This window comes from Streptomyces sp. NBC_00236 (assembly GCF_036195045.1).
GTDB lineage: Bacteria > Actinomycetota > Actinomycetes > Streptomycetales > Streptomycetaceae > Streptomyces.
The window spans coordinates 6,450,637-6,474,912 of sequence record NZ_CP108100.1; the positions used below are offsets into that span (position 1 = coordinate 6,450,637).

18 protein-coding genes are annotated in these 24,276 nt (G+C 69.8%); 13 read left to right on the plus strand and 5 right to left on the minus strand.

The features are described 5' to 3' along the window. The first annotated feature begins 155 nt into the window (after positions 1 to 155). A complete protein-coding gene (locus tag OG446_RS28880; protein WP_328896747.1) occupies positions 156 to 3,062 on the plus strand; it encodes a vitamin B12-dependent ribonucleotide reductase in 2,907 nt (968 codons plus the stop codon). Between the two features lie 105 nt (positions 3,063 to 3,167). On the opposite strand, the gene OG446_RS28885 is transcribed toward OG446_RS28880, so the two are convergent. Both OG446_RS28885 and OG446_RS28890 read right to left on the minus strand, forming a co-directional pair. Beyond that, entirely contained in the window at positions 3,168 to 3,704 is a 537-nt protein-coding gene (locus OG446_RS28885; RefSeq protein WP_328896748.1) for a TerD family protein, read from the minus strand. Between the two features lie 141 nt (positions 3,705 to 3,845). Then, complete coding sequence (locus OG446_RS28890) at positions 3,846 to 4,802, minus strand: DUF1152 domain-containing protein (RefSeq protein ID WP_328896749.1); 957 nt, start codon at positions 4,800 to 4,802, stop codon at positions 3,846 to 3,848. Between the two features lie 90 nt (positions 4,803 to 4,892). Between OG446_RS28890 and OG446_RS28895 the strand changes: the two genes are divergently transcribed. From OG446_RS28895 to OG446_RS28910, 4 genes are all read left to right on the plus strand, one after another. Continuing rightward, positions 4,893 to 5,498, plus strand: a complete 606-nt coding sequence (locus OG446_RS28895; protein ID WP_328896750.1) for a YdbC family protein — start codon at positions 4,893 to 4,895, stop codon at positions 5,496 to 5,498. A gap of 92 nt (positions 5,499 to 5,590) precedes the next feature. After that, on the plus strand, positions 5,591 to 6,250 hold the full coding sequence (locus OG446_RS28900; protein WP_328896751.1) for a histidine phosphatase family protein: 660 nt from the start codon (positions 5,591 to 5,593) through the stop codon (positions 6,248 to 6,250). Between the two features lie 10 nt (positions 6,251 to 6,260). Continuing rightward, positions 6,261 to 7,157 carry an ADP-ribosylglycohydrolase family protein gene (locus tag OG446_RS28905; protein ID WP_328896752.1) on the plus strand — a complete coding sequence of 299 codons (897 nt, stop codon included), beginning with the start codon at positions 6,261 to 6,263 and terminating at the stop codon, positions 7,155 to 7,157. Between the two features lie 790 nt (positions 7,158 to 7,947). Then, a complete protein-coding gene (locus tag OG446_RS28910) occupies positions 7,948 to 9,426 on the plus strand; it encodes a DUF4153 domain-containing protein (RefSeq protein WP_443050288.1) in 1,479 nt (492 codons plus the stop codon). Positions 9,427 to 9,641: 215 nt separating this feature from the next. Here the strand turns inward: OG446_RS28910 and OG446_RS28915 are convergent, their stop codons facing one another. Continuing rightward, complete coding sequence (locus tag OG446_RS28915) at positions 9,642 to 11,195, minus strand: MFS transporter (RefSeq protein WP_328896754.1); 1,554 nt, start codon at positions 11,193 to 11,195, stop codon at positions 9,642 to 9,644. 255 nt (positions 11,196 to 11,450) lie between these two features. Between OG446_RS28915 and OG446_RS28920 the strand changes: the two genes are divergently transcribed. The 3 genes from OG446_RS28920 (at position 11,451) to OG446_RS28930 (ending at position 13,608) form a co-directional block, all read left to right on the plus strand. Then, positions 11,451 to 12,077 (plus strand): TetR/AcrR family transcriptional regulator, encoded by a 627-nt coding sequence (locus OG446_RS28920; RefSeq protein WP_328896755.1) that lies wholly within the window; start codon positions 11,451 to 11,453, stop codon positions 12,075 to 12,077. 139 nt (positions 12,078 to 12,216) lie between these two features. Beyond that, complete coding sequence (locus tag OG446_RS28925) at positions 12,217 to 12,927, plus strand: ribonuclease HII (protein ID WP_328896756.1); 711 nt, start codon at positions 12,217 to 12,219, stop codon at positions 12,925 to 12,927. 60 nt (positions 12,928 to 12,987) lie between these two features. Beyond that, positions 12,988 to 13,608, plus strand: coding sequence for a hypothetical protein (locus OG446_RS28930; RefSeq protein ID WP_328896757.1), 621 nt, complete (start codon positions 12,988 to 12,990; stop codon positions 13,606 to 13,608). Between the two features lie 282 nt (positions 13,609 to 13,890). Here the strand turns inward: OG446_RS28930 and OG446_RS28935 are convergent, their stop codons facing one another. Next, positions 13,891 to 14,520: a hypothetical protein gene (locus OG446_RS28935; protein WP_328896758.1), complete on the minus strand. Its 630-nt coding sequence runs from the start codon at positions 14,518 to 14,520 to the stop codon at positions 13,891 to 13,893. 218 nt (positions 14,521 to 14,738) lie between these two features. Further along, complete coding sequence (locus OG446_RS28940; protein ID WP_328896759.1) at positions 14,739 to 16,910, minus strand: RecQ family ATP-dependent DNA helicase; 2,172 nt, start codon at positions 16,908 to 16,910, stop codon at positions 14,739 to 14,741. Between the two features lie 111 nt (positions 16,911 to 17,021). On the opposite strand from OG446_RS28940, the gene OG446_RS28945 reads away from it, so the two are divergent. From OG446_RS28945 to OG446_RS28965, 5 genes are all read left to right on the plus strand, one after another. Further along, complete coding sequence (locus tag OG446_RS28945) at positions 17,022 to 18,323, plus strand: DUF4192 domain-containing protein (protein WP_328896760.1); 1,302 nt, start codon at positions 17,022 to 17,024, stop codon at positions 18,321 to 18,323. A 114-nt stretch (positions 18,324 to 18,437) separates the two neighbouring features. Further along, positions 18,438 to 19,202: an NUDIX hydrolase gene (locus OG446_RS28950; RefSeq protein ID WP_326739284.1), complete on the plus strand. Its 765-nt coding sequence runs from the start codon at positions 18,438 to 18,440 to the stop codon at positions 19,200 to 19,202. A 189-nt stretch (positions 19,203 to 19,391) separates the two neighbouring features. Beyond that, complete coding sequence (locus OG446_RS28955) at positions 19,392 to 21,287, plus strand: ABC transporter ATP-binding protein (protein ID WP_328896761.1); 1,896 nt, start codon at positions 19,392 to 19,394, stop codon at positions 21,285 to 21,287. A 181-nt stretch (positions 21,288 to 21,468) separates the two neighbouring features. Then, the gene (locus OG446_RS28960) at positions 21,469 to 22,332 is read left to right on the plus strand and encodes a FadR/GntR family transcriptional regulator (RefSeq protein WP_328898444.1); all 864 of its coding nucleotides are present in this window, start codon (positions 21,469 to 21,471) and stop codon (positions 22,330 to 22,332) included. Between the two features lie 323 nt (positions 22,333 to 22,655). After that, positions 22,656 to 24,206 carry an RNA polymerase sigma factor gene (locus OG446_RS28965; protein ID WP_328896762.1) on the plus strand — a complete coding sequence of 517 codons (1,551 nt, stop codon included), beginning with the start codon at positions 22,656 to 22,658 and terminating at the stop codon, positions 24,204 to 24,206. Positions 24,207 to 24,276 lie beyond the last annotated feature (70 nt).

A 24,276-nucleotide genomic window follows, 5' to 3' on the forward strand; every position in this document is an offset into this window, starting at 1 on the left:
ACCGGCCGGCTGCCGCCCGATCCGATGATCGGCGGCGGCGCGGCACGCAGACCTGCTCCGGATGCTGTGCGTGGCGTCCGAAGCATCAGACACACACTGTGCCCGGGGAAGTTCTCGGCACTTCAGGGCGTTTTTGCCCACATATGGGAGGCGGCATGACAGAGACGGCGAGCGGCCCGGCACGAGGTTCCCGCAACAAGGGAGCCAAGTCGACTGCGACCAAGCAGGGCCTGCGTATCGAGCGCATCCACACCACTCCCGGCGTGCATCCGTACGACGAGGTGGCGTGGGAACGCCGTGACGTCGTCATGACCAACTGGCGCGACGGCTCGATCAACTTCGAGCAGCGTGGCGTCGAGTTCCCCGACTTCTGGTCGGTGAACGCGGTCAACATCGTCACCAGCAAGTACTTCCGCGGGGCTGTCGGCACCCCCCAGCGCGAGACCGGTCTGCGACAGCTGATCGACCGGATCGTGAAGACGTACCGGAAGGCAGGCGAGGACTACAACTACTTCGCCTCGCCCGCGGACGCCGAGATCTTCGAGCACGAGCTGGCGTACGCCCTCCTGCACCAGATCTTCAGCTTCAACTCGCCGGTCTGGTTCAACGTCGGCACGCCCCAGCCGCAGCAGGTCTCCGCCTGCTTCATCCTTGCCGTCGACGACTCCATGGAGTCGATCCTCGACTGGTACAAGGAAGAGGGAATGATCTTCAAGGGCGGCTCCGGTGCCGGCCTGAACCTCTCCCGCATCCGCTCCTCCAAGGAGCTCCTCTCCTCGGGCGGCAACGCCTCCGGCCCGGTCTCCTTCATGCGGGGCGCCGACGCGTCCGCCGGAACGATCAAGTCCGGTGGCGCCACCCGCCGCGCGGCCAAGATGGTCATCCTCGACGTCGACCACCCCGACATCGAGAACTTCATCGAGACCAAGGTGAAGGAGGAGGAGAAGATCCGCGCCCTGCGCGACGCGGGCTTCGACATGGACCTGGGCGGCGACGACATCACGTCCGTCCAGTACCAGAACGCCAACAACTCGGTCCGCGTGAACGACGAGTTCATGAAGGCCGTCGAGTCCGGCGGCAAGTTCGGGCTGCGCGCCCGGATGACCGGCGACGTCATCGAAGAGGTCGAGGCCAAGTCCCTCTTCCGCAAGATGGCCGAGGCCGCGTGGGCCTGTGCCGACCCGGGCATCCAGTACGACGACACCATCAACGCCTGGCACACCTGCCCGGAGTCCGGCCGGATCAACGGCTCGAACCCGTGCAGCGAGTACATGCACCTGGACAACACCTCGTGCAACCTCGCCTCGCTGAACCTGATGAAGTTTCTCAAGGACGACGGCCTGGGCAACCAGTCCTTCGAGTCCGAGCGCTTCGCCAAGGTCGTCGAGCTGGTCATCACCGCGATGGACATCTCCATCTGCTTCGCGGACTTCCCCACCGAGAAGATCGGTGAGAACACCCGCGCCTTCCGCCAGCTGGGCATCGGCTACGCCAACCTCGGCGCGCTGCTGATGGCGACCGGTCACGCGTACGACAGTGACGGCGGCCGCGCGCTCGCCGGCGCCATCACCTCGCTGATGACCGGCACCTCGTACAAGCGCTCCGCCGAGCTGGCCGCGGTCGTCGGCCCGTACGACGGTTACGCCCGCAACGCCGAGCCGCACCAGCGCGTCATGAAGCAGCACGCCGACGCCAACGCCGTGGCCGTGCACGCCGACGACCTGGACAACCCGATCTGGGCCGCCGCGACGGAGGCCTGGCAGGACGTCATCCGTCTCGGCGCGAAGAACGGCTTCCGCAACGCGCAGGCCTCGGTCATCGCGCCCACCGGCACCATCGGTCTCGCGATGTCCTGCGACACCACCGGTCTCGAGCCCGACCTCGCCCTGGTCAAGTTCAAGAAGCTCGTCGGCGGCGGCTCGATGCAGATCGTCAACGGCACCGTCCCGCAGGCCCTGCGCCGCCTGGGTTACCAGGAGGAGCAGATCGAGGCCGTCGTCGCCCACATCGCCGAGAACGGCAACGTGATCGACGCCCCCGGCCTGAAGACCGAGCACTACGAGGTCTTCGACTGCGCGATGGGCGAGCGTTCCATCTCCGCGATGGGTCACGTCCGCATGATGGCGGCCATCCAGCCGTGGATCTCCGGCGCGCTCTCCAAGACGGTGAACCTGCCGGAGACGGCCACCGTCGAGGACGTCGAGGAGGTCTACTTCGAGGCGTGGAAGCTGGGCGTCAAGGCGCTCGCGATCTACCGCGACAACTGCAAGGTCGGCCAGCCCCTCTCCGCGAAGACCAAGGAGAAGGAGAAGGAGGCGGTCACCGCCAAGGCCGAGGACACGATCCGTACCGCGGTCGAGAAGGTCGTCGAGTACCGCCCGGTCCGCAAGCGTCTGCCCAAGGGCCGTCCCGGCATCACCACCTCCTTCACGGTGGGTGGCGCCGAGGGTTACATGACCGCCAACTCCTACCCGGACGACGGTCTCGGTGAGGTCTTCCTGAAGATGTCCAAGCAGGGTTCGACCCTCGCGGGCATGATGGACGCCTTCTCCATCGCCGTCTCGGTCGGTCTGCAGTACGGCGTTCCGCTGGAGACGTACGTCTCCAAGTTCACCAACATGCGCTTCGAGCCGGCCGGCATGACGGACGACCCGGACGTGCGGATGGCGCAGTCGATCGTCGACTACATCTTCCGCCGCCTGGCGCTGGACTTCCTGCCCTTCGAGACCCGCTCGGCCCTCGGCATCCACTCCGCCGAGGAGCGTCAGCGTCACCTGGACACCGGTTCCTACGAGCCGTCGTTCGAGGAGGAGCAGCTGGAGGCCGAGAACCTGGCCCAGTCCGCCCCGGTGCGGCAGCCTGAGCCGCTGAAGGCAGTGGCCCCGGTGCAGGAGGCCGGGACGCCGGCCCCGAAGACGGCGCACACGTCGGCGGAGCTCGTCGAGATGCAGCTCGGCATCAGCGCCGACGCCCCGCTCTGCTTCTCCTGCGGTACGAAGATGCAGCGCGCCGGTTCCTGCTACATCTGCGAGGGCTGCGGCTCGACCAGCGGCTGCAGCTGACCGAACCGGAAGCCCCGGGAGGGGCTGCGGCACGTGCCGAAGGGGGCGGGCAGGACTCCGATCGTGGAGTTCCTGCCCGCCCCCTTTGGCTGTCCGCCCGGCGCGTCACGCTCCGGGCGGACGGCTTCCCATGTCCCCGGCGAACGAGTCGGCGTCCCCGTCGAATCCGCGCACCGTGTCGTGGAAGTTCCAGGCTCCCGAGGAGTCCCTCACGAACTCGGCGATGACGGCGGCCGTCGCCGCTCCGACCGCCGAGAAGTCGTCCTCGGAGAGGACGGTGTAACCCTCACGGATCTGTACGGCGGTGTTCTCTATGGCCCCGAACGTCTTGTGGCCGTCGCGCTGCTGGATGGCGACACCGACGACGACCCGGGAGTACGTCTCCGAGAGCCGGTCCAGCTCCAGCGTCATGACCTCGTCGTACCCCAGGCCCTGACCGGTCCTGCTGTCGCGGTTGAGCGTGATGGTGCCGTCGGGCGCGCGGCTGTCGAAGTGCACGAGGTACGCAGGGTCGCCGTACGGCTCCTCGGCCGGATAGGTCGCCGCGATGATGTCGAGGTCGTTGGCGGGCTCGCCGTGGGGACTGGGATCCCACTTGACCCTGACCTCGACCTTCTCGATGTCCTTGTTGGGAGTGCTCATCGGGCTTCGCTCCTTCACGCGGGGCCGTCGCTCGGGGCCGTCGCTCCGGTTCTATCACCCGATCATGTCCGTAATGGCCCCCGGAACCAACCGCCTTGGGCGCGAGGGGCGTATTCGGGCCACGACGGGGGACACGGTGTCTCAATGCGGGATCTGCCGTGGTGGACGTTGGCGAACCTCGTCCCGGAAGGCCTCGATCGCACTGCTGACCTGGCGTATGAGATGGGTGTGCTCGATGCGGTCGAGATAGAGGCAGTTGCGGGCGACTCCCGCCAGCTCGAATGCGAAGTACAGCGACATCAGCGGATTGATGAAGAGTTCGCTGTTGCTGGTGCGCGAGGTGAACCGGACATCCCCGAACTCTCCCCTGACCGCTGCGGCGATGGATCCGTTGACGATGCTCGGATGATCGGGTGTGTGCTCCTGGGCGTGGGCCACCGCGTCGACGAACAGCGCGCCCTCACGGGTCGTGCGGGGCACGGAGAAGGCGCCCAGATAGGCGCCGTCGCGGTCGAGCGCGGCGATGTTCTCCAGGACGAGGCCGTGGCTCACACCGTGGTAGGCGTCGACGCCGAAACCGATGGAGACGACCAGGCGGTCCGGTCCCTCGATCGCGGCGAGCGCCGCGACGCTGGTCAGATCCTCCTCCGGCGTGCCCAGGCCGGATTCGTCGCCGCGCATCAGGATGTCCGTACCGCCGTCGACCAGCACGACGGCGTCGATGTCGTATCGCTCGATCAGCGCGCGGTAGGCGTCACGCAGTGGCTGGACGCCCGTACGGGACAGGGCGTGGACGCGGCCCGGATAGCCGTGCAGGTCGAGCCACTGGGCGAGGGTCCGCTCCGGGAAGTACACCTGGTGGAGAGAGGTTTCGGGGGTGATGACGGCGACGTCGGGGGCGAGCCAGGAGTCGAGGGGGAGCCCTTCGAGTGCGCTGAAGGACAGATTGGCGAACTGCACCTGTTTGTTCCGGTGGATCAGGGAGAGCGCGAGCGGAAGCCCGGCGTAGATGTCGAAGCCGCCGCCCGCACCGGCGACGAGGATTCGTTCCGCGGAATCGAGGCGATCGAACAGCGGGTTGGTGTGCAGCGAGGTCATGGCGATCATTGTGCGATCACCCATGACCGGTTCTGATGCACTCCGTCGGAGCGTGACCCACGCCACGTCCATCACCCGTACGATGATGCGGTGCTGGTCAAGTGGATTCGCTGCAGTGTGGGAGACCGTCGCGGTTTTGAGCGGGGACAGCGGAAATGGGCGGGGCTGCTGGGTGAGCCGGGGTTCAGGGGGCAGGGCGGCGGCTGGAGCCGCAGTCGGCCGGAGGTGGCCCATGTCTTCGCGTTCTGGGAGAACAGGGTCTTCTACGACTCCTTCATGGCGCGCGGGCACGACGCACTGGCGGCGGCGCAGGTCGGCACGTGCAACGACATCCAGGTCAAACTGTTCGACTACCGCTTCGATGTGAAGACCGGCTTCGAGCCCCACTTCGCGGACGCGGACGTGGTCAGGGTGGCGCACAGCAGGGTGCACGAGGACCGGGTCGAGCACTTCGCGCTGATGCAGCAGCGGGTGTGGAATCCGGCGATGGCCGGATCGCCCGGGATGCTGCGCGGTGTGTTCGGGGAAGCGCCGGGGCACGAGTTCCTGGTCCTGTCGATGTGGCAGTCGAGCGCGGAGCGCGGCAAGTACCGCCTGGCGAGTGCCGAACGGCTCTCGCAACGGGCACAGACCGAGGACGACGTGGTCTCGCTCGCCGGTGATGTCGTGCAGCTCGAACCGTCGTGGACGGTGTGAGCGGCCGGCGCGGCCAGGTGGTGATGCGCGACATGCACCGTCGGATTCCGGACAATTGCTCGAACGGCCGCGACTCGATCTAGGGTCGGTACATGGCAAGACCGCAACGCATTGTCCTCGTCAGGCACGGCGAGTCCGAGGGCAACGCCGACGACACCGTGTACGAGCGCGAACCCGACCATGCGCTGAGGCTCACCCCGACCGGACTGCGGCAGTCCCGTGAGACCGGGGTTCGGCTGCGCGAGCTCTTCGACGGGGAGCGGGTCAGCGTGTACGTCTCGCCCTACCGCCGGACGCACGAGACGTTCAGATCCCTCGGGCTGGATCTGGAACGCGTCCGGGTGCGCGAGGAGCCCCGGCTGCGCGAGCAGGACTGGGGAAACTGGCAGGACCGGGACGATGTGCGCCTCCAGAAGGCGTACCGGGACGCCTACGGACACTTCTTCTACCGCTTCGCGCAGGGCGAGTCCGGCGCGGACGTGTACGACCGGGTCGGTGCCTTCCTGGAGAGCCTGTACCGGAGCTTCGAGGACCCCGACCATCCGCCGAACGTCCTGCTGGTCACGCACGGACTGACCATGCGGCTGTTCTGTATGCGCTGGTTCCACTGGTCCGTGGCCGAATTCGAATCGCTGTCCAATCCGGGCAACGGGGAATCCCGGACGCTGGTGCTCGGCAAGGACGGCCGCTACACGCTGGACAGGCCGTTCGAGCGCTGGCGCACCCCTGAGCCGTACGGCATCACCGGATAGAGTGGAAGCGATGACCGAATCCGCTTCCGACCCGCGCTTCGAACGCGCCCTTGCCAGCCTGCGTGGCCTCTCCGTGGGGGACGCCCTGGGCTCCCAGTTCTTCGTGCCCGCCAACTATCCGCTCCTGAAGGACCGCTCCCTGCCCCCCGGGCCCTGGCAGTGGACCGATGACACCGAGATGGCCGCCTCGGTGCTGGCCGTGCTGCGGAAGCACGGCCGTATCGACCAGGACGCGCTCGCGCACTCCTTCGCGGTGCACCACGATTTCGACCGGGGCTACGGCCCCGCCGTGAACCGCCTGCTCAGGCTGGTCCGGGAAGGCGGGGACTGGCGCGAACTGGCCTCCGCGCTCTTCCAGGGCCAGGGCTCGTGGGGCAACGGCTCGTCGATGCGCATCGCACCGCTCGGCGCCTGGTACGCGGACGACCCCGAGCAGGCCACGCACCAGGCCGAGATCTCCTCGTACACCACGCATCAGCACCGGGAAGCCGTCGTCGGTGCCATGGCGGTCGCGGCGGCCGCCTCGCTAGCGGCGTCGCCCACAGGCCCGCCGACGCCGGCGGATCTTCTGGACGGCGTGATCGCGCTCGTGCCGCGCAGCGCTGTCGGCGCCGGGCTGCGCAGGGCCCGCGACATGCTGGACTACAAGGACGCGGGCACGGTCGCCGCGGTCCTCGGCAACGGGCGCCGCACGAGCGCGCACGACACGGTTCCCTTCGCTCTCTGGTCAGCGGCCCGCAGTCTCGGCGATTTCGAGCAGGCCTTCTGGGTGACCGCCCAGGCGGGCGGAGACGTCGACACGACGTGCGCGATCGTCGGCGGAGTGGTGGCGTCGGGTGCGGCGGGCGCCCCACCGGCGGAGTGGACGGCCCGGACGGAAGAGCTGCCGGAATGGATGACGCGGTAGGCCGCTGTCCGCTCCGGATGACGTGACGGGCCGTTTTCGGCTCCGTAGATCACGTGACGGGCGGTCTTCCCCTCCGGACCGGATGACATGACGGGCCGCCTTTCGCGCCGCAGTGGATGATGCGCGAGGCTGCCTTCCCGTCGCCCGGCCGGATGGCCGGGCAGGCTGTCTTCGGCGCCCGACTGTCACGGAACTGCCACAGCGTTGCCCCGCACGGCTGAGAGTCGTCACCGGGGGTTACTCTTTCGGCCACGCCGCCCACGGTGATCATCACGGTGGGTGTGCACCGAATGAGACGCCGGGGGGCCGCGCTGCCCAGGGCTCGCGCGAGCGGATCCCGGTGGGGAGGGGTCCCGTGTCAGATCACACGCCAGAATCACCCCGGCCGGAGCCTGCGCCCCGGACACCGGACGCTGCCGAGCCGGTGCCGGTGCCGGAGGCTCCGGCAGCGGGGGAGGCCGAGCCGGCCGGTATATCCCGGCCCGAGGACGTTGCCGGGGTGCCGTCGGCCGGTACGTCCCGGCCCGACGTCACTGGTGCCGGGCCGGCAGGTGCCTCCCGGTCCGACGACGCCGGTGGTGCCTCGCCGGGAGGTACGGCGAATGGACCCGCCGGAGCCCCGCAGCCGCCTGCGGGACCCGCGGTCCCCCAGCCGCGCGACACCGGGCCGCAGCCTCCGAAGACCCCGGCCTACGCGCAGCAGGCGAGGCCTCCGCAGGCCAACCCGTGGGGGTACCCCAAGCCGGCGCCCTCGGAACTCTCTCGGCTCCGCCCGGTCAAGCCGGGAGCCATTCCGGTAGCCACGCTCTGGGCCGTACTCGCCACCGGACTGCTCAGCGCCCTGCTGCTCGGCGAGGGCATCGGCCTGAATCTGCTCTTCGTGGCGGTCCCCGCAGCGCTCGCGGCCTACTTCACTGCCCGTGCGGCGGGCCGACGGCTGCGCCCCTGGACCGCAGTCTGGGCGGTCGGCGGGCTGGCCCTGCTCGTCGTTCCGGCACTCCGCGACGCCGGCTGGCCGAGCTTCCTCGCCATCGTGTCCGCGTTCGCGCTCGGGTCACTCGCGCTGCACGGCAGCCGCGGCTGGCTCGGGATGTTCCTCGGTTCACTGGGGCTGCTCACATCCGTCGCCGAGTCGCTCGGCTGGGGCGCCCGGGGTGTCCGTGACCGGATGGCGGGCTCCCGGGGGCGCTGGGGTGTGGTCTTCCGGTCCACGGTCGTGGCGGCCGTCCTGCTCATTGTGTTCGGAGCGCTCTTCGCCAGCGCCGACGCGGCGTTCGCGGATGTGCTCGGCAGCCTGATGCCCGATGTCTCCGTCGGTGACAGCCCGTGGCGGCTCTTCCTCGGCGTGCTCGGTCTCGTCGGCGCGCTCGCCGCCGCGTACACCGCAGCCGCCCCCGTGCGCTGGGACGGTCTGACGGTCCGTCCGGGAAAGGCGCGCGGCCGCCTGGAATGGGCCCTGCCGCTGGTCGTTCTGAACCTGCTCTTCGCCGCCTTTCTCGCCATTCAGCTCACGGTGCTGCTCGGCGGGTACGACAAGGTGATGGCCGAGACCGACCTCAGCTACTCCCAGTACGCCCGCGAGGGGTTCTGGCAGCTGCTCTGGGCCACGCTGCTCACCCTGTTGGTCATCGCGCTCGCGCTGCGCTGGGCGCCGCGCGGCGGAGCACGCGACCGTACGCTCGTCCGCGGCGTGCTCGGTACCCTGTGCCTGCTCACGCTCGTCGTCGTCGCCTCCGCGCTTCGGCGCATGGACCTCTACGTCGACGCGTACGGCCTGACCAGGCTGCGGATCTCCGTGGCGGCGGTCGAGCTGTGGCTCGGCGTGGTCCTCGTGCTGATCATGGCGGCCGGGGCCTTCGGCGCGAAGATGCTGCCGCGGGCCGTCGTGGCGAGCGCGGCCGTCGGCGTCCTGGCGTTCGGGCTCATTTCGCCCGACGGCCTGATCGCGGAGCAGAACGTCGCGCGCTACGACCGCCATCACTCGATCGACGTCGAGTACCTCCGCGGCCTCTCGGCCGATGCGGTGCCGGCCCTCGACACCCTCCCGGAGCCCCTGCGCTCCTGCGCGCTGGAGGAGATCCAGCGGTCGCTGCGGAGCTCGGACGAGCCCTGGTACGCCACGAGCTGGGGCGAGGCGAGGGCCCGTGACATCCTCGGGGACTGGGATCCCGGCTACCGCACGAGGGACTGCAGCGGTCTCGACTCAGGGGACAACGGGAGTGAACGCGGCCACGTGGACGATCCGTACGACCCCTACGACCCGTACTGATCGCCGTAGCACATCGCACCGGAAGCGGACCGTCCCCTCGGGGACGGTCCGCTTCCGTTCGTACGTGGTCCGCTTCCGTACGTACGGGTTCCAGTGACGCCGTTCCCGGCGGCGCGGGGGCTCGTCCGTACCCGCGAGCCACTGCGGGGCGGCCGACGGCACGCGCTGCGGCAGCCGAGGTTCGCGCCGTCGGGCACACCTTGACCGACGCAGTACTAGGCCGCCGGCCCCGCTGCCGCCGCCTTTCCGCTCAGCGCCTCCAGGTCGCTCTTCCGAACCCGGATCACCACCAGGGCGGTCAGCAGGGCGAGTCCTGCCATGGCCACCGCGGCGAGGAACGCGGTCGAGATGCCCTGGGAGAGAACCGCGTGACCCCAGCTCCCGGGCAGCTCCTGCGTCTTGGCGAACTCGGCCTTCTGTTCCGGAGACGCCTGCGCCAGGAACTGCGGAACCTGCTTCTCCGCCTCGTTGCGGCTCGCCGTACCGAAGACCGTGACCAGAATGGAGAGCCCCAGCGAACCCCCCACCTGCTGGCTCGCGTTGAGCAGGCTGGAGGCGGCCCCCGCCTCGTGCTGGGCGACTCCGGAGACCGCGGTCAGTGTGAGGGTCACGAAGTTCAGCCCCATGCCGAAGCCGAAGATGAGCATCGGGCCCAGGACGCCGGACAGATAGCTGCTGTCGGGGGAGATGAACGTGAGCCAGAGCAGGCCCACGCCGGTGAACGCCGAGCCCGTGACCATGAACGGCTTGGGGCCGAGCACCGGAAGGAACCGTTGCGAGAGCCCCGCTCCCATGATGATCGCGACGGTCACGGGCAGGAACGCCAGGCCCGACTCGATGGGGCTGTACGCCAGCACGTTCTGCACGAACAGCACGATGAAGAAGAACATGCCGAACATGGCCGCGGCCAGACTGAGCATGATCACGTACGTGCCGGAACGGTTGCGGTCGGCGAACATCCGCAGCGGAGTGATCGGTTCCTTGGCGCGCATCTCGATGAGGACGAACGAGGCGAGCAGGATCACCGCGGCGCCGAACGAAGCCAGGGTCACGGAGTCCCGCCAGCCCTCCTCGGAGGCCCGGATGAATCCGTACACGAGCGAGGCCATGCCAAGGGTCGAGGTCATGGCCCCCGAGATGTCGAAGCGGCCAGGGTGCTTCTCGGACTCGTTGATGTACAGCGGCGCCAGGACGGCGATCAGTACGCCGATCGGCACGTTGACGAAGAAGACCCAGCGCCAGTCGAGCCATTCGGTGAGCAGCCCGCCCGCCAGCAGGCCGATCGCCCCGCCCCCCGCGGACACCGCGGCGAAGACGCCGAACGCGCGGTTGCGCTCCGGACCTTCCGGGAACGTGGTGGTGATCAGGGCCAGGGAGGTCGGTGAGGCGATGGCGCCACCGATGCCCTGGAGCGCGCGCGCCGCGAGCAATTGCCAGGGCTCCTGGGCGAATCCGCCCAGCAGCGAGGCCAGCGTGAAGACCAGGATGCCCGTCATGAAGACGCGACGGCGGCCGAGGATGTCCCCGGCCCGCCCGCCGAGCAGCAGCAGACCGCCGAAGGTGAGCGTGTAGGCGCTGAGGACCCAGGAGAGATCGGTGGTCGAGAAACTGAGCGCATCCTGGATGTGTGGGAGGGCGATGTTGACGATCGTGGAATCGAGCACAACCATCAACTGACAGGCGGCGATAACGGCCAGGGCGATCCCCGGGCGGCCCTGCCTTCGCGCCGCGCCCGGTGCGTTCCGTGCTTCTAGCTGAGAGGTTGTCACTATGGGTCCCCCACAAGTGAATTAGTGAACGGATCCGTTCACTGTCGCGTCAACGTTAGTGAGTCCCCTTCAGTGAACGCAAGCGTTCACTGAATCCTTCGTTGGCGTGCCGTGTCCGTATCCGCCGTCCCGGCCGGGACCTGCTCAGTCCCGCGCCGATCCGTTGCGACGCCCGCTCTGCCACTGACCGCCCGGTCCCGAGCGCCGGCCGGCCGGCGTGGGCGTACCGACCTGTCCCGATGGAGAGAGAAGCTCATGGTTACTTCGCGATCGGCAGCCGCCGCCCGGCAGCCGGTGGTGTCCCTGAGGCGCCGTGGACCCGTACTGGAACGCGCGATCCTCGACGCAGCGCTGGAGCGGCTGAGTACGGTCGGCTGGAGCGCGCTGACGATGGAGGGCGTCGCGGCGGGCGCGCAGACCGGCAAGGCCGCGATCTACCGGCGATGGTCCTCCAAGGAGGACCTGGTCGCGGAAGCGCTGCGCAGTGCCCTTCCGGCGATCGGTGACGCGCCGGACTACGGGAACATCCGCGAGGACCTCTACCAGCTGTGCTGCCGGCTCCGTGACGCCATGCTCTCCAAGTCGGGCGCCGCGCTGCGCGCCGTCCTTCACGAATGTGACGCGGACACGGCGGAACGGTTCCAGTCGGTGATCCTGAGCGGAGTGATCGGGCCGACGACCGCTCTCATCAGAGAAGTCGTGAGCAGGGGGGTCGACCGCGGTGAGGTGCGCGCCGATGCGCTGCGCGGGCTCGCCTTCGACGTCATTCCCGCGATGATGATGTATCGCAGCAAGGTGTGCGGAAGCGAATGGACGGATCGGGACATCGCCGACCTGATCGATCAGGTCGCGGTGCCGTTCTTCAGCGCCGGCCCCCGCTGAGCGTCCGCCGCCGGGCCGCGCGGCCGCTCTCGTGCGAGCGCTTCCCGTCTCCGTCCGGTGACCCGCAGCCGGACGGAGACGGTCCAGGTACGCCCCGGGGTGTTGTCGGCGTCCCCATCGGCGTACGCTGGCTGGCGCCATGCCGTACGAACCACCCACGCACACCGTCGAGCGCTCACTGCGCGCCACCACCGGTGCCAAGACCGTCGCCGGTGTCGACGAGGTCGGACGCGGAGCGTGGGCGGGACCGGTCACCGTGTGTGCCGCGGTCACCGGCCTCCGTAAGCCTCCCCCCGGACTCACCGACTCCAAGCTGATCAGCCCGAAGCGCCGCGCGGAACTCGCGCCGCTGCTGGAGCGCTGGGTCACCGCGTACGCCCTCGGTGACGCCACACCGCAGGAGATCGACGAGCTCGGCATGACCGCAGCGCTCCGGCTCGCCGCCGTGCGGGCCCTGGAAGCGCTGCCGGTGCGGCCCGACGCGGTGATCCTGGACGGCAAACACGACTACCTGGGCCTGCCCTGGCGGGTGCGTACGGTCATCAAGGGCGACCAGTCCTGCATCGCGGTTGCCGCGGCCTCGGTGATCGCGAAGGTCCGCAGGGATGCCGTGATGGCCGAACTGGGCGCGGAATCCGGTGAGTACGCGGACTTCGCCTTCGGCGCCAACGCCGGCTACCCGTCCCCTGTGCACAGGGCCGCGCTGGAGGAGCGGGGCCCCACGGCCCATCACCGCCTCTCGTGGTCCTACCTCGACGCGCTGCCCAGGTGGCAGCACCTCAAGAAGGTCCGCTTCTCCGCCGAGGCGGCCGCACTGGAAAGCGGGGGCCAGCTCGGCTTCGACTTCTGATCGCGCACATGTGCCCACCCGCCGGTGCTTCGCGCATCGGCGTTTGATAGACAACCACCCATGCCTCTCATCCCCGAGGAGCCTCAGATTCACGAGAGCGTCCAGGGTCCCCGCGCAACCACGGCCACCGGCCGTACCGCGTCGACCCCTCGTCCCGTACCCGGTCCGCGTTCCGCGGCCATGCCGCGCCCCGGTCGTCCGGGTCCCGGCCCCGCGAGGCCCGCGCCCCCGGCGCCGCGCCCGCACTCCACCTCCGGCCAGCCCCAGGCGGCCCGTCCGGAGAATCGTTCCGCACCCCAGCTCCAGGTGATCCCCGCCTCGGCCGACGGTGCGCTGGATGCCGCCGACGAGGCGGTGGATCTGCTGCTCGACTCCGGTCGTGCGCCCGGCGACATCCTGGTACTCACCACCGGTGAGCAGCACCCGTGGGCGACGCACGAGCTCTCCTTCGGCGAGGCTGCCTACTGGGCCCAGCACGAAGCGGGCGAGGACGTGTTCTTCGCCGGCGCCGCTGCGGTGGACCGGGTGAAGCCGCGGCCGGTGGTGATCATCGCGGTCAACGGTGCCGACGACGGCACCGCCGAGCGCGTGCTGACGGCGGCACAGGGCCGTGCCGGAGCCCTGCTGATCGTCTGCGGCGATCCGCAGCGGATCAACGCCGTGCTCGGCGCGGGTGTCTGAGCCCGAGCGGATGTGACGTGGCACCGGCGCGGGTGTCCGGGCCGGCGCCGATGTGACGTGGTACCGGCGCGAGTGTCCGGGCCGGCGCCGATGTGACGTGGCACCGGGCGTAAGTGCCCGGCCGGAGCGGGTCGATGATCTGATGCGCTCCGGCTCGTGCAGGTGCGTTGTGCTCCGGCCCGGACGCCGGAGCCACGGTCCTGCCGCCCCATGGCGACCCGGCTGCCCGTGAGGGTGGCCGGGTCGCCACGGGGCGGGTCAGCGAGCCACCCACGGCCCGGGTCAGCGAGCCGCGGTGCGATGCAGTGCCTGGGCCGCACCGCCGCCGGTGCGCACCGGACCGGGATCCTGGTCCACTGCGGCGTCGGAGAGGGAGGCAGGCTGTGACGTGGAGTTGGGGCGACGGCCGCCGCGGCCCTCCCCGAGCACCTGCCAGCCGCCGCGGGTCAGCGTGATGTACGCGCCGCACCGCAGCCCATGCAGGGTGCAGGCATCCCGCAACCCCCACATCCAGGCCCCGTCCTCCTCCGTCCAACGCTCGTCCCCCTCGCGGCAGTAGAGCAGTACCGCGGTACGCACGGGGGTACGGCGGCGAAGATCGTGCGGGATCACCCGGCGCAGGTGGGCCAGCAGGGCGTTACGGAATTCCCAGCCGTCCGCCGTCACCGAACGACGGGCGAACGAGGCGCTGGCCGTCAGACGTTCCTCGTGGTCGAGCACAGCGACGACTGCGGTCTGCGGGGTCGGCCGATGCCTTGAGTGCAGGCCGCTGACCACCTCGCGCGGGCTGCGCAGCAGCGGTATGCCCGCTGCCGCCCACTCCGCCGGTTCGAGCATTCTGGCAAGGCGGTTGGCGGAGTCTGTGGCCGGCGACATCGAAGTGGCTGCGGACGGAGCGAATCCGAAGGTCACGGTCCTCCCTTCGCATACGCGCCCACGATGCGGGCAGAGTCGGGTGAGGGCGCGCCGCGGCACAGCCCTTCCGGGCCCGCGAAAAGACCGTGCGGGGAGCGAGTCCAATTCTTCCTGGCGTATCGGCAGGCGGCAACGAGCAATTGGCACAGCTGACGGTAATCAGCTGGAATGACACGGATATCCCTGCCCAGTCCGGCACCGGATGACGCCACCCGTCACGCCTGGACAGCGAGGACCAGCGGAAACACGCCGCCCACCCCGGACCGCCGCAGGAGCCGGGCCGCCACGGCGAGGGTCCAGCCGGTGTCCGAGCGATCGTCCACGAGCAGGACGGGACCTTCCACCGCTGCCAGGGCCTCGGCCAGCTCGGGCCCCACGACGAGCCGCTCGTGCAGGGCCCGGACCCGCTGGGCGCTGTTGGTCTGCGAGATCCGGGCACCTTCGGCTCCCGGGGCGTGGCCGACACTGCCCAGCAGGGGCATTCGTCCGACCTCGGCGATGCGGTTGCCGAGTGACTGGATGAGCTGGGGCCTGCTGTGGGAGGCCACGGTGACCACACCGACCGGCCGGGGAACGGCGTTCACCGCGCCGGGCGCCCAGCCGCCCGGGCCCCGCGCCCAGTCGGCCAGCACGGTCACCACGGCTTCGGCCACGTCGTCCGGCACCGGAGCGTCGGGCGACTGCGCGGCCAGCAGGGGGCGGAGCCTGTTGCCCCAGCCGATGTCGGAGAGGCGGCCCAGCGCCCGGCCGGTGCCGGACAACTCGCCTGCGGGGATCCGGCCCTTGAGGTCGACCCCCACCGCGGCAAGACCGGTCGGCCACATCTTGCGGGGCTCCACCTCGACGCCGGGCCGGCCGAGCTCGCCCCGCGCGGTGTCCAGAGCGGTCGTGGAGACGGCCTCGTCGAAGCGGGCTCCGGCACAGTTGTCGCAACGTCCGCAGTCCGTCGCCTCCTCGTCGTCCAACTGGCGGCGCAGGAACTCCATCCGGCAGCCGCCCGTCGTCGCGTAGTCGCGCATCGCCTGCTGCTCGGCCGCCCGTTGGCGCGCCACCCAGGCATACCGCTCGGCGTCGTAGACCCAGGGCTCGCCCGTGGCGATCCAGCCGCCCTTGACGCGGCGGACCGCCCCGTCGACGTCGAGCACCTTGAGCATGGTCTCCAGCCGGGTGCGCCGCAGGTCGACCAAGGGCTCCAGAGCGGGCAGCGAGAGCGGGCGCCCTGCCTGGGCGAGCGCGTCGATCGTGCGCCGGACCTGTTCCTCCGGGGGAAAGGCGACCGACGCGAAGTACTGCCAGATCGCCTCGTCCTCCTTGCCCGGAAGCAGCAGCACCTCGGCGTGTTCGACGCCGCGGCCCGCACGGCCGACCTGCTGGTAGTACGCGATGGGGGAGGAGGGCGAGCCCAGGTGGACGACGAAGCCCAGGTCTGGCTTGTCGAACCCCATGCCCAGCGCGGAGGTGGCCACCAGGGCCTTGACGCGGTTGGCCAGCAGATCGTCCTCGGCCTGCTGGCGGTCGGCGTTCTCGGTACGGCCGGTGTACGAGGCGACGGTGTGCCCGCACTGACGGAGATACGCGGTGATCTCCTCGGCCGCCGCGACCGTCAGGGTGTAGATGATCCCCGAACCCGGGAGCTCTTTGAGGTGGTCGCCGAGCCAGGCCAGCCGGTGTGCGGCATTGGGCAGTTGCAGCACACCGAGGCTCAGGCTCTCCCGGTCCAGCGGACCGCGCAGGACGAGCGCGTCCGTACCCGCGCCGGTGCCCAGCTGTTCCGCGACGTCCGCGGTCACACGGGCGTTGGCGGTGGCGGTGGTCGCGAGGACGGGCACGCCCGCGGGCAGGTCGGCGAGCATGGTCCGCAGCCGCCGGTAGTCGGGCCGGAAGTCGTGGCCCCAGTCGGAGATGCAGTGCGCCTCGTCGACCACGAGCAGTCCGGTCGCGGCGGCGAGCCTGGGCAGCACCTGATCCCGGAAATCCGGATTGTTGAGCCGCTCGGGGCTGACGAGCAGCACATCCACCTCACCGGCGGCCACCTCGGCCTGCACCGTCTCCCACTCCTCGGTGTTGGACGAATTGATCGTCCGCGCACTGATCCCGGCCCGGGCGGCGGCCGCCACCTGGTTGCGCATCAGTGCCAGCAACGGGGAGACGATCACGGTGGGCCCGCTGCCCTGCGCGCGCAGCAGCGAGGTCGCGACGAAGTAGACGGCCGACTTTCCCCAGCCGGTCCGCTGGACGACCAGTGCTCTGCGCTTGTTGGCGACGAGGGCTTCGATGGCCCGCCACTGGTCCTCACGCAGCCGGGCAGTGCCGGAGGCGTCCCCGACGAGTCGTGCCAATACGGAATCGGCCGAAGTTCTGAGCTCTGCACGGTCTGCGTTGGTCATACCCCCATGCAACCCGATGGGTACGACAAACCGCGAACGACCGGGCGGTTCCTGTGGATAAGTTATCCACAGGGGGTCGCGAAAATTGTCCGGCCGGGGGACGGTCATCCCATGAACAAGCACCACGAATCCACCGGACCGTCCGACGAGCAGCAGATCACCTTGCGCGGGCCCGCCGAGCTGGCCGACGCCCTCCCGTACCTCATGGGATTCCATCCGAACGACAGCGTGGTCATGGTCGCGCTGCACGGCGGTCGAGGCCGTTTCGGCGGGCGCCTGAGGCTCGGGATCCCGCAGTCCGCGCACGAGTGGCCTTCGGTCGCCGAGCAGCTCGCCGAGTGCCTGATCAAGGGGAGCGAGCGGCGCGGCGGGCGCCCCGACGCGATCGTGCTCTTCCTCTGCCAGGACCCGGCCGAAGGAGAAACGGGCAGCCAGACCATGGAGCGGCTTCGGCCCTTCGCCCAGCGGCTGCGAACCGCCTGCGGGGCGCTGGACGTGCCGGTGCTCGAAGCGCTCTGCATCTCCGGCGACAGGTTCTGGTCCTATGTCTGCCCCGACGCCCGCTGCTGTCCGGCCGAGGGGAATCCCCTGGCCATGCAGGGCACCTCGGTCATGGCCGCGACAGCGGCGTACGCGGGCATCCAGGTGCGGGGATCGCTGCGCGAGATGGAGTCCAGGCTCGCGCCCCAGCCGGGCGGGGCAGGCAGTGAGCAGCAACGGGCGCTGGACTCGGCCGGGTCCGCTCTGGTGCCGAAGCTCCTCGACGAGGAGAGCCGCAAGGAGGTGGGCAGCGCGACCCTGGGCCTTGCCCGGCGGCTCATGGAGCGCCTCGGACAGGCCCCGGCATCGACGCCATCGCTGTCCGACCTCAACGACGACCGGCTGATCAGTCATGAGGAGGCGGCGGCGGTCATCCTCGGGCTCCAGGACCGGGAGACCCGGGACAGGGCCGCGGAATGGATGGAAGGGCCGGAGGCGCAGTCCGCGCTGAGGCTGTGGCGGGCACTCGCGCGCCGGTGTGTCGCGCCGTACGAGGAACATGCGGCGGCTCCGCTCACCCTGGCGGGCTGGGTCTCGTGGTCGACAGGTGACGAGCCTGCGGCGCGGGTGGCGCTCGGCCTCGCCCTGCGACTGGATCCCGGATACACCTTTGCCCAACTGCTGCACGAGGCCTGCAACCAGGGCCTCGATCCGGAGACGCTGCGGCGCTGCCTGCGCGGTGAGCGCAGCGCACGGACAGTGCGACGCGATCGCGGTACGGGACGGGCCTCGGGGACCCGTTCCGCACGGGTCCAGGCTGCCGGGCGGCGCCGGACGCGGCCGGGCTCGACCCGTCCGGGCACGGCCCTCGGCCGACGTCGACCGGGACAACTGCGCGGTCAGGGCCGGCGCGGGGCCAGGACCGGACGATGAGAGCGTTGCGGTGCCGGAATCCGGCACCGCAACGCCGGTCCGCCGGACGCCGTGCCCGACGAAGAGCGTCGCGAAGGGAGTGTTTATCGTCAGGCAGACGACTATGATCACGGCATGCCGCCCTACGACCCGTCGACCTTCCCGCCCTTCGCTGTCACCGTCGACCTGGTCGTGCTCACGGTGCGTCGTCACGCGCTCTGTGCCCTGGTGGTACGCCGAGGTGAGACGCCGTTCCAGGGCAGATGGGCGCTGCCCGGCGGATTCGTCAGAGCGGATGAGGACCTCGGTGCCGCAGCGGCGCGCGAGCTCGTCGAGGAGACCGGGCTGTGTGCGCACGACCCGGCGACCCCGGCGGTCGGTAACGGGGCCCATCTCGAACAGCTCGCCACGTACGGCGACCCCGCGCGCGATCCGCGTATGAGGGTCGTCAGCGTCGCGCATCTCGCGCTGGCCCCTGATCTGCCCGCACCGCGGGCGGGCGGTGATGCGAACAGCGCGCGCTGGGCACCCGTCGAGGACCTGCTCGGGCCGGAGGGGGGCTACGGCCGGGACGGGGAGAGCCAGGCACCTCTGGCCTTCGATCACGCCCGCATCCTGGCCGACGGCGTGGAGCGGGCCCGCTCCAAGATCGAGTACTCCTCCCTGGCCACCGCGTTCTGCCCGCCCGCGTTCACCGTCGGCGAGCTGCGCCGGGTGTACGAAGCGGTGTGGGGTGTGGTGCTCGATCCGAGGAACTTCCATCGCAAGGTGACGGGTACGCCCGGATTCCTGGTGCCCGCCGGTGGGACGACCACCAGGCAGGGCGGCCGTCCCGCCCAGCTGTTCCGGTCGGGTTCGGCCACGGTGCTGAACCCGCCGATGCTGCGGCCCGAGGTCTGACCGGATGGTCCGGCCCTGGTGCGGATCTGCGTAGGACCTCGCGGTTCCCGGTAGTTCCTGCGCAGGCGCCGTAGGCGTGGGTCAGGAGGAACGCCGTGGGCCCAGCCTTGAGTGAAAAGTCCGATATGTCGGGTTATCGTGCTGCGGTACCTCTGCCGTCGAGCGGCCTCACCTCCTGCGAGAGAAGCGATGCTCCAGGCCATCGGACTCACCAGCGCCCGCCACCGCGGACTTCCGCCCGCCGTGGACGACCTCACGTTCGAAGCAGGGTCCGGCAGCGTGACCGCGCTCCTGGGCCCACCCGGATCAGGCAAGACCTCGGCCCTGCGTCTGATGCTCGAACTCGAGCCGGGGCGTGGCATCACGTACTTCCGGGGCAGACCGCTGCACCGTGTGGCTCATCCGGCCCGGGAGGTGGGCGTACTGCTCGGGGACGTACCGGGGCACCCCGCCCGCACGGTCCGCGGGCAGCTGCGCATGCTCTGCGCCGCTGCGGGAGTCCCGGCGTCCAGGGCCGACGAGGTGCTGGACGCCGTAGGTCTCGTCGGGCTGGGGGACCAGCGCATCGGCACGCTCTCCCTGGGCATGGACCGCAGGCTGGCCCTCGCCTCGGCGCTGCTCGCCGACCCGCACACGCTGATCCTCGACGAACCTGCACAAGGCCTCGGCGCACGGGAGGCGGACTGGCTGCATGGAATGCTCAGGTCCCATGCCGACAGGGGCGGAACGGTCCTGTACACCACGCAGGATCCCAAGGAGGCCGCGCGGTCGGCCGGTCATGTGGTGACCATCGACTCGGGGCGCCTCGTCGCCGATCAGGAAGCCGCGGACTTCTCCCGTACCCGGCTGCGCCCCCGCGTCGCGGTCCGTTCCCCGCACGCCGCCCGCCTTGCCGCGATCGTCAGCCGAGAGGCCCGCGCCGCCCGGCGCTCCGTCGAGGTCGTCACCGAGGCGAGCAGCAGCCGGCTCTCCGTCTACGGCAGCAGCTGTGCGGAGATCGGGGACACGGCTTTCCGCCACGGGCTTCCCGTTCATCAGCTCGCCGACGAGGTGGGCGACACCGGCTCCGGATCCCGTCCTCGTGACGGCGGCCTCCTCGGCGACGGCCCTCTGGGAGACGGTCTCCGCGGCAACGATCTCGTCGGCGACGGTCTCCGCGACAACCGCCTTCCCGGCGGTGGCAGCGGCGCTGCCGCGGATGCCCGCCTCGCCACGGGAACCGGTGCGGTCGCCGCCACCGGCGTGCGCGCCACGCACGGCCCCGCCGTCCCGGCCGGGGCGCAGTTGCCGCCGCGGATCAGGCGGCGCCCGGCCCGTGGCCCGCTGCGCCCGGTGCGATATGAGCTGCGCCGCCTCTTCGGCGTCAGGACCACGACCCTGATCGTCGCCGTCACCCTTGTCGCCTCCGCCGCGGTGTCCGTCGTGCTCGCCCGTAGTGGCCGTGCCCCACTGCCGAACGTGCTGGTCGCCTGGCCTTCGCTGTTGCCGCTGCCCCCCGCCGCGCTCGGCGCGGGGTTGCTCGGAGCCCTGTCCTTCGGCGACGAGTTCCGATACCCGGCACTCGCCGCCGGCCGCGGGACTGTTCCCCGCAGGTTCGGGCTGCTGTTCGCCAAACTTGCCGTCTCGGCGGGCGTCGCGCTGTCGCTGGGGTTGCTCGTCGTGCTGGTCTCGGCCGAATCTCTCCGCCTCGTGTACGGAGGGGATTTGGTTCAGGTGCCTACGAATGTGATGTCGCTCGCCGTGAGTTGGTCGGGACTGACGGTCGGCTGTGCCTGGGCGGGGTTGCTGGCCGCGGGAATCTTCCGCGTGACAGCGGCGGGCGTCGCCGCCGTGCTCGCCGTTCCCGTGTTGATGGTTCCGCTCATCGAGGCGGTGCCGAAGGTGCCGACCGCCCGTTCGATGAGCGGACTTCCGGGCCGTCTCAGAGAACTGACCTGGCTGCAGTGGCCGCGTGAGGCGGACCGGTGGGTGCTGGCCCTCGTGAGGGTCGTGGCGCACCCGGTGGGTACCGCGCTGACCCTGTCGTTGTCGGTCCTTGTCTGCGCGTATCTGTTCACGAGCCTTCGCAGCAGAGTCCGTTGGTGATCGACGAAGGAGATCTGAACCTGCCGGGAACCACAACTCCACTAAAAATGCCCGTTTTATACCATTAAGGCGTCAATTGGGAGGCGGGTGCCGATCACCCTTTCGTGTGCTTTTCACCAAAGACCTCAAGGGGCGGCTGAGCCGCGCCGACAAAGGATGCGTGAGTACCCTTGCGCACACCATGATGACCGCCGCCCGCACCGCCGACACCGGCCTCGCCGGACCGGGCGAACTCGACCGATACACCCACGCGGATGCGCCGGCCGGCGAGCGTGCCGCCGCCCGGTCCTGGGGGGACCCCGATACCGAACTGGGCCGTGTGGGCCGGCGAGGATCGGCCAGCCGGGGCCGAGGCCTGCACGGCCAACTTGTTCAGCAGCTGGGTCAGATGATCGTTTCCGGTGACCTCGGCGCGGACCGGCCCCTGGTGCCGGAGGAGATCGGCCAGCGATTCGAGGTCTCCCGCACCGTCGTCCGGGAATCTCTGCGCGTGCTGGAGGCGAAGGGTCTGGTCAGCGCCCGGCCCAATGTGGGCACCCGGGTCCGGCCGGTCAGCGACTGGAATCTGCTCGACCCCGACATCATCGAATGGCGCGCGTTCGGCCCGCAGCGTGACGACCAGCGTCGCGAACTCGGTGAGCTCCGGTGGACGATCGAACCCCTTGCCGCCCGGCTGGCCGCCGGTCACAAGCCTGACGATCTTCAGCAGAGGCTCGGGGACATGGTCGAGATCATGGGGCACGCACTCGGACAGGGGGACGTGATCACCTGCGCCCGCGCCGATGCGGAGTTCCACTCCTTGCTCATCCAGGCCGCGGGCAACCGCATGCTGGAGCACCTCTCCGGCATCGTGTCGGCCGCGCTCCAGGTCTCGGGCGGCCCGGTCACGGGCTGTGACCGTCCCAACGAGGCTTCGCTCGGCCACCATGCCCGCATCGTCGACGCCCTGGCGACCGGTGACGCCGCAGGCGCCGAAACGGCCATGCGGCAGCTGCTCGTGGTCCAGGTGGAACGAGTGGTGCCGGGGCCGCGCGAGCAGCACTGACCGCAGCGCGTTCAGGGTGTACGAGCCATGTGTCGCCGGATCCCCACGGTCCGGCGGCACAATTGTGGCGAGATGTCACTCCTGGTCTCGTTCATCGCAAATGAGGTGTGACTCGGGCCACGCGGATTGGGCGTAACACTCCTCGAAACAGCGCGATGACTTAAGAGGTGACCGCCGCGGAAGGAATACAGCAGCCGTTCAGTGCGCTGTGCAGTTCTGAGGCCTAGCCCGCGCCGTCGGTACATTCCCAGCCCGACGGTCGTCGGTACCAGCCCTCTCAGGGCCGGGCCGGAAGCCGTTTCCATCGTTCCGAGAGGTTGTTCGTGTCGGCCAGCACATCCCGTACGCTCCCGCCGGAGATCGCCGAGTCCGAATCTGTCATGGCGCTCATCGAGCGGGGAAAGGCTGATGGGCAGATCGCCGGCGATGACGTGCGTCGGGCCTTCGAGGCTGACCAGATTCCGCCAACCCAGTGGAAGAACGTTCTGCGCAGCCTCAACCAGATCCTCGAGGAAGAGGGTGTGACGCTGATGGTCAGTGCCGCGGAGCCGTCGAAGCGCGCCCGCAAGAGCAGCGTCGCAGCGAAGAGCCCGGTCAAGCGCACCGCCACCAAGACCGTCGCGGCCAAGACGACCGTGACGCGGACCGTCGCGGCCACCGCCGCCGCGTCGGCCGAAACCGTGGACGCGGTGGCCGATGACGCCGCTGCGCCCGCACCTGCGAAGAAGGCGGCAGCCAAGAAGACGGCTGCCAAGAAGACCGCCGTGAAGAAGACGGCGGCGAAGAAGACCGCGTCCAAGAAGGCCGGCAAGCAGGACGACGAGATCCTCGACGGCGACGACGCAGCCGAGGAAGTCAAGGCCGGCAAGGGTGAGGAAGAGGAGGGCGAGGGCGAGAACAAGGGCTTCGTCCTCTCCGACGACGACGAGGACGACGCACCTGCGCAGCAGGTCGCCGTTGCCGGCGCCACGGCCGACCCGGTCAAGGACTACCTGAAGCAGATCGGCAAGGTCCCGCTCCTCAACGCCGAGCAGGAGGTCGAGCTCGCCAAGCGCATCGAGGCGGGTCTGTTCGCCGAGGACAAGCTGGCGAACTCCGACAAGCTCGCTCCCAAGCTCAAGCGCGAGCTGGAGATCATCGCCGAGGACGGCCGCCGCGCCAAGAACCACCTGCTGGAGGCCAACCTCCGTCTCGTGGTCTCGCTGGCCAAGCGTTACACCGGCCGCGGCATGCTCTTCCTGGACCTGATCCAGGAGGGCAACCTGGGTCTGATCCGTGCCGTCGAGAAGTTCGACTACACCAAGGGCTACAAGTTCTCCACGTACGCCACCTGGTGGATCCGTCAGGCGATCACGCGTGCCATGGCCGACCAGGCCCGCACCATCCGTATCCCGGTGCACATGGTCGAGGTCATCAACAAGCTCGCGCGCGTGCAGCGTCAGATGCTCCAGGACCTGGGCCGTGAGCCCACCCCGGAGGAGCTGGCCAAGGAACTCGACATGACCCCCGAGAAGGTCATCGAGGTCCAGAAGTACGGCCGCGAGCCGATCTCCCTCCACACCCCGCTGGGTGAGGACGGGGACAGCGAGTTCGGCGACCTGATCGAGGACTCCGAGGCGGTCGTCCCGGCCGACGCGGTCAGCTTCACGCTCCTCCAGGAGCAGCTGCACTCGGTGCTCGACACGCTGTCCGAGCGTGAGGCGGGCGTGGTCTCCATGCGCTTCGGCCTCACCGACGGGCAGCCGAAGACGCTGGACGAGATCGGCAAGGTCTACGGCGTGACGCGTGAGCGCATCCGTCAGATCGAGTCCAAGACGATGTCCAAGCTGCGCCACCCGTCGCGTTCTCAGGTCCTGCGCGACTATCTCGACTAGGTCGCTCAGTCACGCAGTGGGCCGAGGGCCCGGATCCCCCCAGGGGTCCGGGCCCTCGGTCGTGTGCGGG